This window comes from Lujinxingia vulgaris (assembly GCF_007997005.1).
Lineage (GTDB): Bacteria > Myxococcota_A > Bradymonadia > Bradymonadales > Bradymonadaceae > Lujinxingia.
On record NZ_VOSL01000010.1, the window covers coordinates 14369 to 32005 of the forward strand.

The 17637-nt window shown below is 63.7% G+C and carries 16 protein-coding genes and 5 tRNA genes; 2 read left to right on the top strand and 19 right to left on the bottom strand.

The features are described from left to right. Positions 1–233: 233 nt before the first annotated feature. The 16 genes from rplL to FRC96_RS01825 all read right to left on the bottom strand — a co-directional run bounded on the left by rplL (position 234) and on the right by FRC96_RS01825 (position 9897). Positions 234–614: a 50S ribosomal protein L7/L12 gene (gene rplL / locus FRC96_RS01750; protein ID WP_146972326.1), complete on the bottom strand. Its 381-nt coding sequence runs from the start codon at positions 612–614 to the stop codon at positions 234–236. A gap of 82 nt (positions 615–696) precedes the next feature. Continuing rightward, positions 697–1221: a 50S ribosomal protein L10 gene (gene rplJ / locus FRC96_RS01755; RefSeq protein ID WP_146972327.1), complete on the bottom strand. Its 525-nt coding sequence runs from the start codon at positions 1219–1221 to the stop codon at positions 697–699. Positions 1222–1617: 396 nt separating this feature from the next. Then, the gene (gene rplA, locus FRC96_RS01760) at positions 1618–2319 is read right to left on the bottom strand and encodes a 50S ribosomal protein L1 (RefSeq protein WP_146972328.1); all 702 of its coding nucleotides are present in this window, start codon (positions 2317–2319) and stop codon (positions 1618–1620) included. After that, a complete protein-coding gene (rplK, locus tag FRC96_RS01765; RefSeq protein WP_115607580.1) occupies positions 2312–2755 on the bottom strand; it encodes a 50S ribosomal protein L11 in 444 nt (147 codons plus the stop codon). The genes rplA and rplK overlap by 8 nt, the downstream gene beginning before the upstream one ends. A 215-nt stretch (positions 2756–2970) precedes the next feature. Further along, positions 2971–3525, bottom strand: a complete 555-nt coding sequence (gene nusG / locus FRC96_RS01770; protein ID WP_146972329.1) for a transcription termination/antitermination protein NusG — start codon at positions 3523–3525, stop codon at positions 2971–2973. Positions 3526–3537: 12 nt separating this feature from the next. Next, positions 3538–3927, bottom strand: a complete 390-nt coding sequence (gene secE / locus FRC96_RS01775) for a preprotein translocase subunit SecE (RefSeq protein ID WP_146972330.1) — start codon at positions 3925–3927, stop codon at positions 3538–3540. Positions 3928–4051: 124 nt separating this feature from the next. After that, positions 4052–4124, bottom strand: a tRNA-Trp gene (locus FRC96_RS01780). A 125-nt stretch (positions 4125–4249) separates the two neighbouring features. Further along, positions 4250–5443, bottom strand: coding sequence for an elongation factor Tu (gene tuf / locus FRC96_RS01785; RefSeq protein ID WP_146972331.1), 1194 nt, complete (start codon positions 5441–5443; stop codon positions 4250–4252). Positions 5444–5606: 163 nt separating this feature from the next. Next, positions 5607–5679 (bottom strand) — tRNA-Thr (locus FRC96_RS01790). A gap of 47 nt (positions 5680–5726) precedes the next feature. Continuing rightward, a tRNA-Gly gene (locus FRC96_RS01795) sits at positions 5727–5799 on the bottom strand. 42 nt (positions 5800–5841) lie between these two features. Beyond that, a tRNA-Tyr gene (locus FRC96_RS01800) sits at positions 5842–5923 on the bottom strand. Positions 5924–5979: 56 nt separating this feature from the next. After that, positions 5980–6052: transfer RNA gene (locus tag FRC96_RS01805), tRNA-Thr, on the bottom strand. 131 nt (positions 6053–6183) lie between these two features. Next, complete coding sequence (gene rlmB, locus FRC96_RS01810; RefSeq protein ID WP_146972332.1) at positions 6184–6918, bottom strand: 23S rRNA (guanosine(2251)-2'-O)-methyltransferase RlmB; 735 nt, start codon at positions 6916–6918, stop codon at positions 6184–6186. After that, entirely contained in the window at positions 6915–7673 is a 759-nt protein-coding gene (gene pyrF / locus FRC96_RS01815; protein ID WP_146972333.1) for an orotidine-5'-phosphate decarboxylase, read from the bottom strand. The genes rlmB and pyrF overlap by 4 nt, the downstream gene beginning before the upstream one ends. After that, positions 7670–9409, bottom strand: a complete 1740-nt coding sequence (locus FRC96_RS01820; RefSeq protein ID WP_146972334.1) for a proline--tRNA ligase — start codon at positions 9407–9409, stop codon at positions 7670–7672. The genes pyrF and FRC96_RS01820 overlap by 4 nt, the downstream gene beginning before the upstream one ends. Positions 9410–9561: 152 nt before the next feature. Beyond that, on the bottom strand, positions 9562–9897 hold the full coding sequence (locus FRC96_RS01825; RefSeq protein WP_230469767.1) for a DUF4190 domain-containing protein: 336 nt from the start codon (positions 9895–9897) through the stop codon (positions 9562–9564). Positions 9898–10200: 303 nt separating this feature from the next. On the opposite strand from FRC96_RS01825, the gene FRC96_RS21650 reads away from it, so the two are divergent. Both FRC96_RS21650 and FRC96_RS01835 read left to right on the top strand, forming a co-directional pair. After that, positions 10201–11793, top strand: coding sequence for a hypothetical protein (locus FRC96_RS21650; RefSeq protein WP_230469768.1), 1593 nt, complete (start codon positions 10201–10203; stop codon positions 11791–11793). Positions 11794–12059: 266 nt separating this feature from the next. Continuing rightward, positions 12060–13493, top strand: a complete 1434-nt coding sequence (locus FRC96_RS01835; RefSeq protein WP_146972336.1) for a hypothetical protein — start codon at positions 12060–12062, stop codon at positions 13491–13493. A gap of 285 nt (positions 13494–13778) precedes the next feature. Here FRC96_RS01835 and FRC96_RS01840 read toward each other — a convergent pair whose 3' ends face one another. The 3 genes from FRC96_RS01840 to FRC96_RS21655 form a co-directional block, all read right to left on the bottom strand. Further along, complete coding sequence (locus tag FRC96_RS01840) at positions 13779–15500, bottom strand: RCC1 domain-containing protein (protein ID WP_146972337.1); 1722 nt, start codon at positions 15498–15500, stop codon at positions 13779–13781. A gap of 138 nt (positions 15501–15638) precedes the next feature. Beyond that, positions 15639–17165 (bottom strand): DsbA family protein, encoded by a 1527-nt coding sequence (locus tag FRC96_RS01845; RefSeq protein ID WP_230469769.1) that lies wholly within the window; start codon positions 17163–17165, stop codon positions 15639–15641. Positions 17166–17172: 7 nt separating this feature from the next. Then, complete coding sequence (locus FRC96_RS21655; protein WP_230469770.1) at positions 17173–17523, bottom strand: hypothetical protein; 351 nt, start codon at positions 17521–17523, stop codon at positions 17173–17175. Positions 17524–17637: the final 114 nt, after the last annotated feature.

The following is a 17637-nucleotide window of genomic DNA, read 5'->3' on the forward strand; positions in this document are numbered from 1 at the left end:
GTCGTGTTCGAACGCCCGGCACCCGATCCGCTCAGTCGTGTTCGAACGCCTGGCACCCGATCCTCTCAGGCGCGATCGAACGCCTGGCACCCGATCTTCCACAACAGGTTCGAACGCCTGGCACCCGATCGCCTCCCTCCTCCCCGCACAAAAAAACCCCGATGCCACAACGGGCATCGGGGTTTCGCTACCTTCTAACTTCAAGAATCACGCTCCCTCCCGGGAGCAGGTGATTACTTGAGTTCGACGGTGGCGCCGACTTCTTCAAGGGCAGCCTTGACCTTCTCGGCCTCATCCTTCTCCACGCCTTCTTTGACGGTCGAGGGCGCGCCTTCGACCAGATCCTTGGCGTCCTTAAGACCCAGACCGGTGAGCTCGCGGACGGCCTTGATGACCTTGATCTTCTGGTCGCCGAAGCTGGCCAGAACGACGTCGAATTCGGTCTGCTCAGCGGCAGCTTCCGCACCACCCGGGCCGGCAGCCATCATCACCGGAGCAGCAGCGGCGGCGCTCACGCCCCACTTCTCTTCCAGCTCTTCGACAAGACCGGCAAGGTCCATCACGCTCATGTTGCTAAGAAACTCAACGACTTGCTCTTTGGTGACATCAGCCATGGTGTTCTCTCCTTAAGTGCTCGCCAGCACGCGAGCTTTTCTGGTGTGTTTCGTAATGGGTGAAGAGGTCGTCCCTCTCCGATCAGGCGCTCTGCTCGATGTCCTGCTTGCGGGCCGTAAGAACCTGCAAGAAGGAGGTCGGCGCGGCGTTGAGCGTGCGAACAAACTTGGTGGGCACCGCCGTGAACAGGCTGAGCACTTTCGCGCGCAGCTCGTCTTTGGTCGGCATATCCGCCAGACGCTTGACGCCATCAATATCCAGCGCCGTACCGTCCAGGTAGCCACCACGCACCTCATAGGCGTCGTGATCCTTGGCAAAGTCTTTGATCACTCGGGCCGGGCTGACTGCATCCTCCGCGCTGAACGCGATGGCCACAGGACCCACAAACATGCCCGAGATCACTTCCATGTCGGTGCCCGAGATCGCCAGCTTCGCCAGCGTATTCTTGACCACCCGGTACTGAACGCCCTCGGCGCGGAACTTCGAACGAAGTTCGTTGACCGTGTTCACGTCCATACCCACATGACTCGCCAGGATGACGGACTTCGCCTGCTCGAGATCGGAGCGGATCGACGCGATTTCTTGTTCTTTTTCCGCGCGATTCATCGCATCTCCTTAAAGTCTCGCTTCGAACTCCCGCCCGCTTGCCGCGATCCGGAAATTCGACGCCATCCAACAACAAAACCCTCGGCACCGAAGGTGCGGAGGGTCTCAGTCAACGTCATCCAGTCTGCCGGCAAACACACCGGCACTGCAATCGGTCGCATCTGACAATCTCCGCGGGACATTAAGAGCGCGCTACGCGCTCACCTGCTTCTTCGATGTCGAAAGCAACTCTATGTCTTCGCTCCGCGCAAACTCGCACAGACGGAGCGTTATCGCCGGGGTGACCCGACTGACGGCGCTCTTCGTAGTCGAGCCCGAAGGCCCCGTCAAGCACCATGTCCTGCTTTGTATAAAAAAGACGCCGGCCCACCGTGGGCCGGCGCCTTTTCATCGATCTTAGAGCATGTCGCGGGCAAACGAGGTGTCCAGCTTGACCGAGGGGCTCATCGTCGAGCTCAGCGCGATGCTCTTGAAGTACGGCGCCTTCGAGCTGGCCGGCTTCAGAGACGCAAGCATCTTGAGCAGCGCCACGACGTTCTCCTGGAGCTTGTCCGCATCAAAGCTGGTGCGGCCCACGCCGATGTGGATGATGCCGCCCTTGTCCACGCGGAACTCCACGCGACCGGCTTTGAGCTCTTTGACGATCTTGGCCACGTCGAAGGTCACCGTGCCGGCCTTCGGGTTGGGCATAAGACCACGCGGCCCGAGCACACGACCGATACGACCGACCTGGCCCATCATGTCCGGGGTGGCCACGGTGACGTCCCAGTCGGTCCAGCCGCCGTTGATCTTCTCGATCAGCTCGTCGCTTCCCACAAAGTCCGCGCCGGCTTCTTCGGCCTCTTTGGCCTTCTCGCCCTTGGCGAAGACCAGCACGCGGGTGTCTTTGCCGATACCGTGGGGCAGCGACACAGCACCACGAACCATCTGGTCGGCGTGACGGGGGTTGACGTTAAGGTTGATCGCCGCGTCGACCGACTCGTCGAACTTCGCAAACGACATCTCTTTGACCAGCGAGACGGCTTCTTCGAGCTCGTAACGCTTCAGGTTATCGACCTTCGCCGACGCCGCTGCGTACTTCTTTCCGCGCTTAGCCATTATCCACCTCCATACCGATCACATCCACACCCATCGAACGACACGTCCCGGCCACCGTACGCGCGGCCGCGTCAATGTCATCGGTCGTCAGGTCGGGGAGCTTGATCTCCGCGATCTTCTTGACCTGCTCATAGGTGAGCTGACCCACCTTATCGCGGTTCGGCACGCCGGAGCCCGAGGGAATCCCCAGCTCCTTGAGCACCAGCACCGCCGCCGGCGGGGTCTTGGTGATGAAGTCGAACGAGCGGTCGCCGTACACCGTGATCACAACCGGAATGATCATCCCGGGCTGATCCTGAGTCCGCGCGTTAAACGCCTTGCAGAACTCCATGATGTTAACGCCGTGCTGGCCCAACGCCGGACCGACGGGCGGCGAGGGGTTCGCCTTGCCCGCAGGTACCTGCAGCTTGATCTGTCCTACGACTTTCTTAGCCATGATTCTCCTCTTCTCCGCCCGTCTTCTGCGGACGTGCAGTCAGCGTCTGCCTCTCATCAGGTGACCTCACCCGACGTGGCAGACTCCTGCCATAAAAAATCCCCGACCCTTCTGCCTGGCCACAATGGCCACAGCCGGTGCGGGGAGCGCTCAACTACAACAAAAAAAGCGCCGGATCAAGGACCCGACGCTTCTTTCTTTCATCGTCGTGCGACTTACTCGTCGGCGACCGATTCGACCTGGTTGAAGTCGAACTCCACCGCGGTCGGGCGACCGAAGATCTCCACGAAGACCCGCAGCTTCTCCTTCTCCTCCATGACCTCTTCGATGTTGCCGGTGAAGTCCTTGAAGTTGCCCTCGATCACGCGGATCTTATCGCCCTTCTGGAAGTTGTAGGTCGGGCCGGTCGACATCTTGCCTTCTTCGATCCGCTCGGTGATCTTGCGGAACTCCGCCTCCGGCACCGGCGTGGGCTTGCGCTGATTGCCGCCCACAAAGCCCACGATCTTCGGCGTGTTCTTAACCACGTGCCAGGCCCTGTCGCTGAGCACCATCTTCACAAAGATGTAGCCCGCGTAGAACTTCTTGGTACGCTCGCGACGCTTGCCGTTTTTGACCTCCACGACCGTCTCAGTCGGAATGAAGATCTCGCCGATATCGTCCTCGACCCCTTCCGAGCGAATGCGCTCCTCGAGGGCGAGCTTCGCCTTATTCTCGTATCCGGAGTAGGTCTGGACGATGTACCACTCTTTGGTGTCCGAAGATGCCATGCGTGTTCGTCCTTAAATGCCGATCGTGAGGATGTAGTCGGTAACGCGCTTCCAGATCTGGTCCGATCCCCAGAGGAAGAAGCTCAGAATGATGCTGAAGATAATCACCACCACCGTCGAGCGCTGGGTATCTTTCCAGCTCGGCCAGGTGACTTTCTTAAGCTCAATGATCACTTCGGTCAGGAAGGGATCGACCTTCGGGTGACGCTTCATCCACATGATCAGACCGATCACCGACGCGATCGCCAGCGTCGTGGTCAGCGTCAGAATCGGCGGGATCACCGTAAACTCGGACAGCGCGTCAAACGACGCCCAGATCCATTTGAAGGTCTTGTCGAAAATGACGAACGCCACCACCGCAGTGGAGATATACGTCAGCGTGACCAGGCGCGAAACGTCCATAATTGCTCTCGTTTGGCGCGCTTTCTTAGCCTGCTCATCGCTTTGATGAGCTGCCGGCGCCGGGAACAAAGACGGGGCTCTCGTAATGAGGCCCCGCGCGTAACATCCCGATTCCTTCGGGAAGCAGGCCAGGAGGGACTCGAACCCCCGACCGTCGGATTTGGAATCCGATGCTCTACCAACTGAGCTACTGGCCTAAACCGCGCTACAGGATAGAACAGGGCGCATGGGGCGCCCTGTTCTTCATCGTTGCTGGTAACGATGGCCCATTGCGGGTCTATATCGCGCCTCCCGAAGATACTCCGGGAGGCGCGTTATCATCTTATTCGATGATCTTGGTGACGACGCCGGCGCCGACGGTACGGCTACCTTCGCGAACCGCGAAGCGCAGACCTTCTTCCATGGCGATCGGGGTGATCAGGTTGGCGGTAACCGTGATTCGGTCGCCAGGCATGACCATCTCAACGCCTTCTTCCAGGATGATCTCACCGGTAACGTCGGTGGTGCGGAAGTAGAACTGCGGGCGGTAACCGGCGAAGAAGGGAGTGTGACGCCCACCTTCTTCTTTGGTCAGCACGTAGATCTCGGCGGCGAACTTGGTGTGCGGGGTCACGCTGCCCGGCTTGGCCAGAACCTGGCCGCGCTTGACATCTTCCTTCTTGATACCGCGAAGGAGGCAACCCACGTTGTCGCCAGCCTGACCGGCGTCGAGGAACTTGCGGAACATTTCGACGGCGGTAACAACCGTCTTCTCCGGCTTGTCCTGAAGGCCGACGATTTCAGCTTCGTCGCCAGGCTTGACCACGCCACGCTCGATGCGACCGGTAACGACCGTACCGCGACCCGAAATCGAGAACACGTCTTCGATCGGCATCAGGAAGGTCTTGTCGGTGTCACGCTCGGGCAGCGGAATGTAGCGGTCGACTTCTTCCATCAGCTTGAGGATGGCGTCGGCACCGTAGGGGCCCGACTCGCCTTCCAGCGCCTGCAGCGCCGAACCGATCACGATGGGGATGTCGTCGCCGGGGAAGTCGTACTTGCTCAGAAGCTCGCGAACTTCCATTTCGACCAGCTCAAGCAGGTCCTCATCGTCGACCATGTCGGCCTTGTTGAGGAACACCACCATCGCCGGCACACCGACCTGACCGGCCAGAAGGATGTGCTCGCGGGTCTGCGGCATGGGGCCGTCAGCGGCCGAAACCACCAGAATCGCGCCGTCCATCTGCGCCGCGCCGGTGATCATGTTCTTGACGTAGTCAGCGTGACCCGGGCAGTCGACGTGAGCGTAGTGACGGTTGGCCGTCTCGTACTCAACGTGAGCGGTCGAGATCGTGATACCACGCTCGCGCTCTTCCGGGGCCTTATCGATTTCGTCGAACGCCATACCTTTACCGCCAGACGCCTCGGAGAGCACTCGGGTGATCGCCGCGGTCAAGGTGGTTTTCCCGTGATCGACGTGACCGATGGTCCCGACGTTCACGTGGGGTTTCGTGCGCTCGAATTTCTCCTTGGCCATGATTCTCAACTCCTCTGGCGGTTTGGACGCCAAATGTACGTTTGGACAAATGCTTGGGTTGGACGGGCAGCGCCTGGTCACTTTGGACCGCACGACGTTGCCACCTGACAACATCGCTGAGCCCCTGTCTCCAGGGGCTCATGCGTCCAGTGGCTTTGCCGTAAGCCCTCGATCGGATTCGAACCGATGACCCCTTCCTTACCATGGAAGTGCTCTACCTGCTGAGCTACGAGGGCATGAACGCTCATCAACGTCGCTGCATCGTTGACTCGCTATGTTTGAGAGCGGGAGACGGGACTCGAACCCGCAACCCTCAGCTTGGAAGGCTGATGCTCTACCAATTGAGCTACTCCCGCGCTGACTGACCCGGTTTTTCGTTTCGGTCAGAACGTCTCTCATGGTGGGGGCAGGATTCGAACCTGCGAAGGCTGAGCCGCCAGATTTACAGTCTGGTCCCTTTGACCGCTCGGGAACCCCACCGGGCGCGATTCCTACTATGTGACTTCGAGAGCCGAGTCAACCTCATTTCTCGAAAAAGCTGGCGACGGGACTCGAACCTGCAACCTACTGCTTACAAGGCAGTTGCTCTACCAATTGAGCTACGCCAGCAAACGCTGTCGGTTACTTCGATGACCGCGTCGTGCTTTGTGCGGCCCCGTCAGCAGGGGCAGATAGATATAGCTCCCTCAGAAGAGTGTCAAGCGAAAAGCGACCGCTTTTTTCGCTCGGCGTAAATTCCTTCATTTCGGCATCATTCCTAGCGATCGCGCACGATCATAGAGCCCGATCGCCGCCGCTACCGACACATTTAGACTCTCCACACCCTCGCGTAGCGGGATGGTGACGCGAAAATCGCACTCTTTGGCCACATTGGGCCGTATCCCGCGATGCTCACCGCCCATCACCAGAGCGGCCCGCAGCGACCAATCCTGCTCCCACATGGGCTGCCCCCCTTCAGCGAGTGTGCCAATCGCCCAGAAGTTCGCCTCTTTGAGCTCTCGCAGCGCCCGAGCAATGTTGGTGACCTGCACCACAGGCACATGAAAGGCCATGCCGGCTGAGGCTCGCACCACCGCCGCGCTGACGCCGGCCGCACGATCTTTGGCCACGATCACCGCGTCGACATCAAAGGCCGCCGCGCTGCGCAGGATCGCGCCCAGGTTGCCCGCGTCCTGAACCTGCTCCAGCACAAGCACACACGCCGGGCTGCGCTCACCAATGCGCTCAATCACCTCACCGAGGCTCGCATAAGGGAAGGATCCAACGCGCGCGGCGATCCGCTGATGGTTCCCCTCACACAGCGCATCCATCTCCTCAGCGCTCACCGTACGCACGCTCAGCCGGCGATTCTCGGCCACCTGCGCGATCTTCTCAAACTTCGGATCGCCGAGTTGACCGACGACATAGAGCTCCTCCACCGAACGGGGAGCCCGCGCCAGCACCTCCTCGACCGGGTGCACACCAAAGACAATCATTGAATCTCCTCCAGCCAGCTCAGCACCGACTCGCACACCGCATCGACCGCCGCGCCCGGATCGGGAGCCTGATAGATCGGGCGACCGATCACCAGGTACGTACTCCCGGAGGCCATCGCGCGCCCGGGCGTCATCGTGCGCGCCTGATCATCACCGGCGATATGCACATCTTCCAGGCGGATGCCCGGGGTCACCAGCACCGGATTTTGTCCCACGCGGGCTCGCAACCCCTCGGCCTCATGCGCCGAGCAGACCACGCCGTCCACCCCTGATTTCAACGCCAGCGCGCCGAGCTTCTCCGCCCAGTCGGTCACCCCCATACCAACGCCCACCGAGGGCAGCTCCCGGGACTTCAAGCTGGTCAGGGCGCTCACCGCCACCACCAGCGGTGGGTCTTCAGGCCGACCGCGCTCCGCGCCCCGCACCGCCTGACGCAACATCGCCTCACCGCCGCTGGCGTGCACCGTCAGCATAAACACCCCGGGGTGCTCCGCCGCAGCCGCACACGCATCGCTGACGACGCTGGGGATATCGTGGAACTTCAGGTCCAGAAAGACCTTCGCGCCCCGGGCTTTCAACGCATTGAGGATCTCCGGGCCATAGCGCGTAAACAGACGCATCCCCACCTTGTAGCGCGCGACGCGATCGCCAAGTGTGTCGACGAGCCCCACCGCTTCATCCAGCGTATCGAAGTCCAGCGCCACTACGACGCGCTCGCGGACAAGCTCGGCGGCCCGAGCTCCCAGATCATTCATCGCTGCCCTCGCGCGTCCTCGATCAACGCTTTGATCCGATCCACAACCTCACTCAGGGGGACCATCTCGTTCTCGGATTGATGGCGCATCTTCAGCTCCGCCTCGCCATTCTCCACACCGCGGCCGCCCAGCGTCACGCGCACCGGAATCCCGATCAGGTCGGCATCCTTGAACTTGTTGCCTGCCCGAAGATCGCGATCGTCGAGGACCACCTCCACGCCGGCAGCCTGAAGCTCGCTGTAGATGCGCTCCGCCTCCGAAACCACAAGCTCATTCTTGAGGTGCAGCGGGCAGATCACCACCTGATACGGCGCCACCGCCATCGGGAAGATGATGCCGTCGTCATCGTGATTCTGCTCGATCACCGCCGCCAGGATCCGCGTCACGCCGATCCCGTAGCAGCCCATCTGCATCGGCCGATGATCGCCGTTTTCGTCGAGCACGTTGGCGTTCATTGCTTTGGAGTACTTGTCGCCCAGGAAGAAGACGTGGCCCACCTCAATGCCGCGATGCGCCTCCAGCGTCCCTCCACAGCGACCGCAGATATCGCCCGCGCCCGCCTGACGAAGATCCACAAAGGCGCTGACCTCAAAGTCGCGACCGTGGTTGACGTTGACGTGGTGCTTGTCCTTGAGGTTCGCACCGACGATGAAGTCGACCATCGGCTCCACCGCCAGATCCGCGAGGATCTCGACGCCTTCAACCCCCACCGGCCCGGCAAAGCCCACCGGCGCCTTGGTCAACGCCTCAACTTCAGCGTCGCTGGCCAAACGCAACTCCTGAACGTCGCGGCCAAGCTCCCCGTTGAGATAGGCTTTAAGTTTGAGCTCGTTGACCTGATGATCACCCCGCGTCAGCACGATCAACGCGGTCTCATCGGCCATATACACAAGCGTCTTGACGATGAGCTGGGCCGGCCGCTTCAGATAGGTCGAGACCTCCTCGATCGTACGCGCCTTCGGGGTGCGCAGGGTCGCCAGCTCCGAGCCACTCGGCTCGCCGGCCTCGGCGACCTCCAGGCGAATCTCGGCCTTCTCCACGTTGGCCGCGTAGCCGCACTCGGTGCAGCTGACGATCTCGTCTTCGCCCGTCTCCGCCAGCACCTGGAACTCGTGCGAGCGACTCCCGCCGATGTTACCCGTGTCGGCCTCCACCGCGCGGTACTCCAGCCCCAGCCGCTTAAAGATGCGATGGTAGGCGTCAAACATCACATCGTAGCTCTCCAGCGCTCCCGCCTCATCCACATCAAAGGAGTAGGCGTCTTTCATGATGAACTCCCTGCCCCGCATCAACCCGAAGCGGGGGCGAGTCTCATCGCGAAATTTGGTCTGAATCTGATAGACGTTGAGCGGGAGCTGCTTGTAGCTCTTCACATCGCCGCGGATCATATCGGTGACGACCTCCTCATGGGTCGGCCCGAAACAGAACTCCGCACCTTTACGATCGCGAAAACGCAAGAGCTCCGCGCCGTAATGCGTCCAGCGTCCCGACTCCTGCCACAGCTCCGCTGGCTGCACCGCAGGGAGATGAACCTCCTGAGCGCCGGCGCGATCCATCTCCTCGCGCACGATCTGCTCGATCTTGCGCACGCTTCGCCAGCCCAGCGGCAGAAAGTCATAGATCCCTCGCGCCAGCATGCGGATAAACCCGCCGCGGACCAGGAGCTGATGGCTGACAACCTCGGCATCCGCCGGATCTTCTTTTCGAGTAGGGACAAACATCGTGGAGAGTCGCATAAGCTCCGTTCCATCTTCTGCAGTTGTGTTGGGCCAGTACGGGCGCACCGGTGGCGCGAGCAGGCGCATATAAACGCCTGCCGCCGCGTCGTGTCAATCACGCCCGCCCCGCTTCACCGCACTACAACGCGCCCGTCGACGGGCGCGCTCACTTAGAGAATCGCAATCCCCAGCGCCATCAACCCGAAGAAGGCGATCAGCGCAAACACTGTCAGTACCACCCCCGCTACCTGCACATACCCCAGCAGCATGCCCACCGTGGCCACCGTCAGACCGGCCGAAGGAGCCTCCCCACGCTGAATCTTTCCACGCTCAATATGCCCGCAGATCACCGCCGCGATCGCCGCAGCCACCGGCAAGAGCGTCCACGCCCCCACCCCGCAGAAGAGCGCCGCCCATGCCATCTGCGAGGGCTTATTCTCCGGCGTTCCCTGCTCCGGGCGAGGAGGATGATGGGGCGGCGGCGAATGGTGAGGTGTCTGTGTCATAAACGCAAATCCGGTCGATTTCGAGGCGATCGTCGGTGTCGGACAGCCCCCATGGCCCCCGACCCGTCTCATCGGCTTCAGCCACCACTATAACGAATGGCGCACTGACTTTCATTCGTCCTACCCTGAGGTGTCGCTCGAAAAGTTTGAGCACCCCTGATCAAACGTCTAGTCAGATTCGTATTCGTGCTAAATATTTGATGCTCCGACGACGTTAAACCGGTCCGATCACTTCGCCGAACTCCTCTTCTTTCGGTGCCTATGCCTTCCTCTGAGCCTCGCCCAACACAGGATGTGCCCGCCGTGTCGACCTCGGATGCGACGCCGCCAGCAAAGCACAAAGGCCGCGTGACGTTGGTTCGCGCGCTGGCGCTCAGCTTCGTGCTGCACGCCCTGGCCGCGCTGCCGGTGCTCTTCGCCGACGCCGCCCCCGAGGCGGGCCTGGATAGCGAGTGGATCGGGCGCTTTGCTGAGCTTGAGGGCATCGGTCACGGCAGCGAAAGCTTCGACCCGCAGCGCGAAACCGACTGGGAGGAGCCGCAGATGCACAGCGCGTTGCTCGCTGAGGAGGAGCCATCCGAACCCGAGCCCCCCGTCGAGGAGCCCGAGCCCGAACTCGATGAAGAGGAGCCCCCGGTTGAGGAAGCACCGGAGGCTCAGGCTCCAGAGGAGCCCGCCGAGCCCCAACCTCAAGACGATCGCCCCGCCCCCCCCTCTCCCACTCCCGAAGAGACAGAACCGAAAGACGAGGATCGCAACGCATCACGCGATGCGTCGGCGCCTCCCGAAGAGCCCGCCCCCCCGGCAACCGTTGACACGCCGGCGGTACCCGCCATCGACCGCTCCAGCCCGAGCAACCTCCCCGACATGCGCCACTACGGGCCGGGCAACGCCCGCATGACCGCCCTGGTGCGTCTCGATCGCCTGCGCGGCGCGCCCTACCAGCACCAAGCCTCGCAGCTGATTCAGGCCGTTCCCGACTACCGCATCCTGCTCGAGACCACCGGCCTCGATCCGATCACCGAGCTCGACGCTATCTTTATGGCGTCGGCCAACCCCAACCATCTCCACGAGACCTTTCTGGCGGTGCGCCACCGCTACGACGATCGCCAGCTGCGCGAACTTCTCGACGGTCGCTTCGCCGAGCCGCCTCCCTGGAGCGAAGGCCGACGCCCCTCCCGCGCGCTCGTCCCGGACACCGGCCGCTACCGCGATCCTCGTCAGGTCGTGCTCGCCGCACAAGGCCTGGCTCTGGTCGGAAAGCCCGGCTGGTTCGGCCACTTCGACCGACGCATTGATGCCACCTCCGAAGTCGCTGCAGGTAACGAGCTCCCCGAGAACTTCCGCCTCCTCGACGGCCTGCGTCGTATTGAAGAGGTCGCCGAAGATCAGAATACCATCGCGCTGATCAGCGCCTCCGGCCTCGTCTACTACGCTCCCGGCATCGGCACTCTGCCGCGCTTTGAGGCGGTGCGTCTGAGCCTCTCGCACCCGGCCAACCCGCGCCTGACCATCGACCTGCGCTTCCGCGACGCGTCGCAGGCCGCCTCATTCGCCGAGAGCTGCCCCTCCCTTCAGCGCCGCATCATCGGCGGCATCCCCGCCGCGCGCATGTTCGGCATCGCCGCGCTGATCGAACGCCTGGAGTGCGCCCACTCCGAAGACTATGTCACCGTCACCGGCCAGTACTCCGCCCGCGAGCTCACCACCATCCTGCAATTCGCCACCCCCTTTGTCCCACGCCCCCCCTCGCTCACCGGGCTCCCCCAGGCTCCCCCTCCACCCGTTCCCCCGGAGGCATCCCCCGCTACTCACCACGAGGAGAGTGACGCCGGGGGCGACACCGACCCCACGCCCACATCGCCTTCTGACGACGCCACCCCGCGGGACGAGTGAGGATCGAACGCCTGGCACCCGATCCTCTCGCACCCGATCTTCTCATTCGCGATCGAACGCCTGGCACCCGATCCTCTCATTCGCGATCGAACGCCTGGCACCCGATCTTCTCATTCGCGATCGAACGCCTGGCACCCGATCCTCTCATTCGCGATCGAACGCCTGGCACCCGATCGCACCTTTGCCACATCCCCTGCCCGCACGGTATATCCCCAGCCACGAAGACATCATCCCCCCACACGCCCCCTCGACCTTTCGGAGCGACCATGCCCACCCCCGGCCTTACTGACCACGATCGCGGTGACGCGCGCCGCGTCGCGGATCTTCTTCGAGAGCGCTGGAGCCTGGATGCCGAACTGCGGCCTTTTCAGGCCTTCGCCTACGACTCCCATGCCGCAGACTGGCCGCATCTGCACCTGGAAGATGTGACGGGCATCCCTTTCTTAGACGGAGTCGTGGGCATCGAGCAGTACCAGCACCGCGCCCGGGTGCGTGCGCAACACGGCGACCTCTTCGCCGCCGGCACCACCCCGGCTCCCGGCTACGAAGACTACTGCCAGCAACGCCTGGCCCTGGGTGCTCCCGAGCTCATTCTGGCAACCGACGAAGATCCTCGCGCCATCGCGCAGGCCTGCAACACCCCGGACGTCCTCGATCGCCTCGCGGACCACGCCCGCCACGCCGGCGGTCTGGTCATTCACCCCTACATGGCCATTGCTTCAGTCTGGGAGCTCGCCGACGCGCTTCGCGCCCGCACCGACTCGCCCTGCGCGGTGCTCGGCCCGCCTCCGCCCACCCTGTGGATCGCCAACGACAAGAGCCACCTCTCCACGCTCGTTGAAGAGCTCCTGGGCCCGGAGTGGATCGTCGAGACTGCGCGCGCAAAAGACGCCCCTGCCATCGCGCAGGCGCTCTCCGATCTGGCCACGCGCTGCGACTGGGTTGGTCTCAAACGCACCCGCTGCGCCTCGGCCATGGGCAACCTTGTGCTCGACGCCCGCGAGCTGCGCGCGGCCTCACCAGATGAGCTGCGCACCCTGGTGGAAACCTTCCTCACCCGCACCCAGTGGTGCGAGGGCGAAGACGTGCTCATCGTCGAGTGGCTTCAAACCGATCTCTCCCCCTCCACTCAGGTCTGGATCCCGCCAGCCTCCCAGGGGGCCCCTCGCCTCGACGGCGTCTACGAACAACTTCTCGAAGGCCCCGAGAAGATGTTTTTGGGAAGCCGCCCCTCCACCCTGCCCGATGCCCTCAACGCAAAGATGGGGCAGGCCTCCCTCAAGGTCTGTGACGCGCTCCAGCAGCTGGGCTACGTCGGCCGCTGCTCCTTCGACTTCATCGTCTCCGGCGATCCGCTTAGCCCCGATGCCCACCCGCGCATCACCGAGTGCAACGGCCGCTGGGGGGGCACCTCCACCCCGATGCACCTGGTCGACAGGCTCTTCCCCGCGCGCCGCCCTCACTACGTGGCCACCGACTTCTACCTGCCCCCCTCCCATCAGGGCATGACCTTCCCCGAGCTCTGCGAGCAGCTCGGCGACGATCTCTACGACGCGTCCACCGGCACCGGCCGCTACATCCTCTACAACGTCGGCCCCCTGGCCGAGCGTGGAAAGTTCGACATCATCGCCCTGGGAAAGACCCCGGCCATCGCTCGCCAGAACCTCGAAGATCACCTCCCCCAACGCCTCGAACTCTGATGTTCGAACGCCTGACACCCGATCTTCTAAACCATGATCGAACGCCTGGCACCCGATCTTCTAAACCGCGATCGAACGCCTGGCACCCGATCGGCTCCACCGTGTTCGAACGCCTGGCACCCGATCGGCTCCACCGTGTTCGAACGCCTGGCACCCGATCTTCTCACCCATGTTCGAACGCCTGGCACCCGATCGGTTCCAGCACCCGATCTTCTAAACCGCGATCGAACGCCTGGCACCCGATCTTCTCAAACACGATCGAACGCCTGGCACCCGATCGAGGCCTTACCACTCCCAGGTGATCGCCTGCGGGCCCCCAACCTCGCTGACGCCTGGCTGGGAGCCCAGCCGTCCGTGTTCGGCGCTTCCCCAGCAGAACAAGCGCCGTGTTTCATCCTCGATGGCGCAGCTATGGGAGTCTCCCGCCGAGACCTTTTCCCACGCCCACCCGGCGGCGATGCGCGTGACCGGCGCGACGCTTGCGCTTACATGACCGCTGACCTGATCGTGCTCGTTGCTTCCCCAGCACCGCAGCACCTTGCGCGTATCGATCGCGCAGATATGTCCGCGTCCGCCGCTGAGCACCGCCACCTCGGAGACACCGGTCAACGTGCGAACCTCCGTCGACGCCACCGCCTCTTCGCCGGGCACCATCCCCCAGCACCGCACATCGCCAGCGGCGCTCACACCACAGCTGTAGCGCTCCCCGGCCACAAGCTGCGTCACTCCCGCGGCGCCGCTTAGCTGGCGAACCTCTCCCAGGTCCCCCTCCGCCTCCAGGTAGCCGACCGCCCCATGGGCGCGATCCCCAAAACACCAGACCTCACCACCGGCCACCGCGCAGCTGTGCTGCGCGCCCACCGCCACATCCGCAGCCCAGCTGCCCTCGACCGCCTCGATCTCCACGACCACCCCGTCGGCGATCGCGCTGGCCGGCCCGATCTGCCCGGCCTCACCCGCGCCCCAGCAGTAGAGCTTCCCCTCTCGCCAGCCGCAGCTATGCTGCGCGCCTACCGCTACCCCCTGCCAGTCCGAGCGCTGCCCCACCCGCGTCACCCCGCGCTCACTTCCCCCCTGCGGGGAGACCTGGTGGGCCTCGTTCGCCCCCCAACAGTACAGCTGACCATCGAGGTTGACCGCGCAGGTATGCGCCTCACCGGCGGCCACCTGGGCCCACTCTCCCTCCACACGTTGCGCGCGCCAGGTCGTGTCGTACGCACCTGCGCCCAGCTGACCCGAGGTGTTGTCTCCCCAGCATAAGAGCGCACCGGTCTCCAGAATCCCGCAGCTATGCCGCCCCCCTGCGCTGACCTGCGACCAACGCGGAGCCTCAACCTCAAATCGCGACGCGTAGCTCTCACACGCCCCACTCTGCGGATCGCACCCCTCGACCTGCACCAGATAACGCCCCGGCCCGGGCACCTCCACCGCCGCCCTCCCGGGCGACGCGCACTCCCACTCCAGCGCACGGCCACAGCTGGCCAGCTCGCAGCCCTCCTCCAGCGCCCACATCCCGCAACTCAGCTCACAGTTGGGAACCTCACAGGCGATCGTGAGCTCCCCGACCTCTCGAAAAAAGCGCGACGCGCCGAGATCCCCCTCCACCACAAGCCCGATCGGCGGCCCCACCTCGAAACTCCACCAGACCTCGTCACTGATCGCCTCTCCCTTTAAGGCGCGCACCGCCAGCACATGCTCCCCCTCCTCCAGCGCGTCCCAGACATAGGTCGATCCGCAGCTCTCAAAGGTCTGAGCGTCGCGTGCGCACTGCAGCGCGCAGACTTCGGGCTCACAGGCCAGCTCAAAATGCGCCGCGCCTCCCGCCGCCGCGATCTCAGGACCATCGAGGATCATCGCTCGCAACGCCCCCGGCTCCTCGCCGCCATCAGCTCCCAGCTGCAGCGCCGCCTCCCCATCGACCATCAGCACGCAGCCGGCCAGCACCGACACAAGCCCCATCATCCCCCAGATCCGCAGCACACCACCCCACGCAAGACTTCTCCGCATGGCTCACCTCTCCTAAAGCGTGATCCAGCGCGTCTACAGCCTCAACGTCGTCGCGCGCCCTCCAGTTATGTCACTTCGATGCGATGAAGCTAACACATGCGCTCAGCGCCTGCCAGCACCTCGCATCGGCCCTGACGCTCAACGCTCTGGAGGCTCCTGGTTGACCTCCACCAGCGCCCGGTAGAGCTCTTCACCCTCGGCCTCGGCAAGCTCGGCGAGCACCCCACCGAGCTCCAGCTGATCCTCGATCAAAGGCGCGAGCTCTTCGACCTCCCAGGCCCCGGCGAGCTTGATGCCATTGATGAAAAAGGTCGGCGTGCCCTGCACCCCGGCGTTGTACCCGGCCTCCACGTCGGCCTGAATCCTCGCGGTGACCGCATCGCTGCGCATCCGCTCGTAAAGATCATCGCCCTCATAGCCGGCCTCACGCGCCATCGCTTCCAGACTCGCGTCGCTCAGGTCGCCCTCAGCCTCAAAGAGAAGATCGTGCATCTTCCAGAAGTCCCCGCCATCTTCGACCACCACCGAGGCCGCTGCAGCGTGGCCGGCGCGCGCGTGACTCGGAAGCGGATAATGCTTGTACACAAGCCTCAGCCCCGCCTCCCCGTACTGCTCCACCAGCGCGTCCCAGGTGTGGCGCGCGCGCTCGCAGAACCCGCACTGAAAGTCCGAGAACACCACCACCGTCACCCGCGCATCCTCCGCCGACGCCCCCTTCACCGCCGACTCGCCAACCGGAATGTACGCGACCTCAAACCCTTGAGCGACGGCCTCCTCTTCAACTTCGGCGACCTCCTGCCAGTCCACGGGCTGATAATTCTCCAACGTACGACGCCAGCTCACCGCCTCAGCGGCCACTCCGGCGTCCAGAAGCTCCCCGGCCGCCTCCAACTCCCCGTCGACCACCGCCATCCACTCCGAAGGCTCCACCGCCCCGACCACCCGCACCCCGTTCACAAAATACGTGGGCGTGCCCTGCACCCCCACCCGCTCGCCAATAGCGCGGTCCCGGGCGATCACCTGCTCGGTGTACGCGCCGTCGCGATCCTCACGCCAGCGCGCCACATCCAGCCCCACCTCGGCGGCCATCGCCTCGAGCCTGCGCTCTCCGAACTCCCCTTGAGCTTCATAGATCTTCTCCAGGTACTCCCAGAACTTCCCCTGAGCCTGCGCGGCCACAAGCGCGCGATGCGCCCCCTCAAGCTCCGCATCCTCGCTCAGCGGCCAGAAGCGGTAGAGCACCCGCACGCCCTCCCGCGCCTCCATCATCGCCTTGAGCGTCTGGTGCCCTCGCGCACAATACCCGCATCGAAGATCGGCAAAGACCTGCACCGTCACCGGGGCATCGGCCTCCCCCCACGCCGGCGCCCCTTCGGTCGGAAGCGGAATCATCGCATCGACCGACTCCCCGGCCGCACGCGCCCGCTCCATCACCTCGTAGCGCCGCGCCTGCTCGGCCGCCTGCGGGGAGGCGCAGTACGTCAAAAAGCGCTGCCCCTCCTGGCTGACGCATTGCTCCACGCTCAGCTCCACGGTGGCCCCACCCCCGGAGGCGCATCCCACACCCAGCACCACCGTCCCCAGCAGCGCGCACATCCCCGACCTCATCATCCACATCCTATGCCGCATCGTGTACTCCCTGGCGTCATCATCATTACGCTTCACACATCCCTCAGATCGGTGGCGAGCCCATCGCCCAGGGCACCACCAGGAGCACCACCACCGCCCCCAGAAAATACAGGCCACGCACCGCTCGAAGTCGCCGATCACGCTGCGCCCGCTCCTCCCGCAGCTGCGCCGCCCCGGCGAGCGCATCATCGATCTTATAATAACGCGGCAGCGCCCGCTGCGGCCACGCCAGAAAGGAGCCCACCAGCAAAACCACCGCCGGCGTCGGGCCCTCCTGCAGCCATCCTTGCCAGCTCCCCGCAAGCCCCACCGCCACAAAGAGCGCGTAGCCCACCGCGCTCAGCCGCACCCGCCAGCGCATCACGCGATCAAAGCGTTTGAGTTCGTCATTCACACCGTCTCCCTTGCGCAAAAACCCCGATCGCCCGCACCCGGCGCGATCGTCTCGCTGACCTCAACCGCTCCGCCAGCGTTTGCCTTCCCTACCACCCGCGCTTGGCCCGCCGCC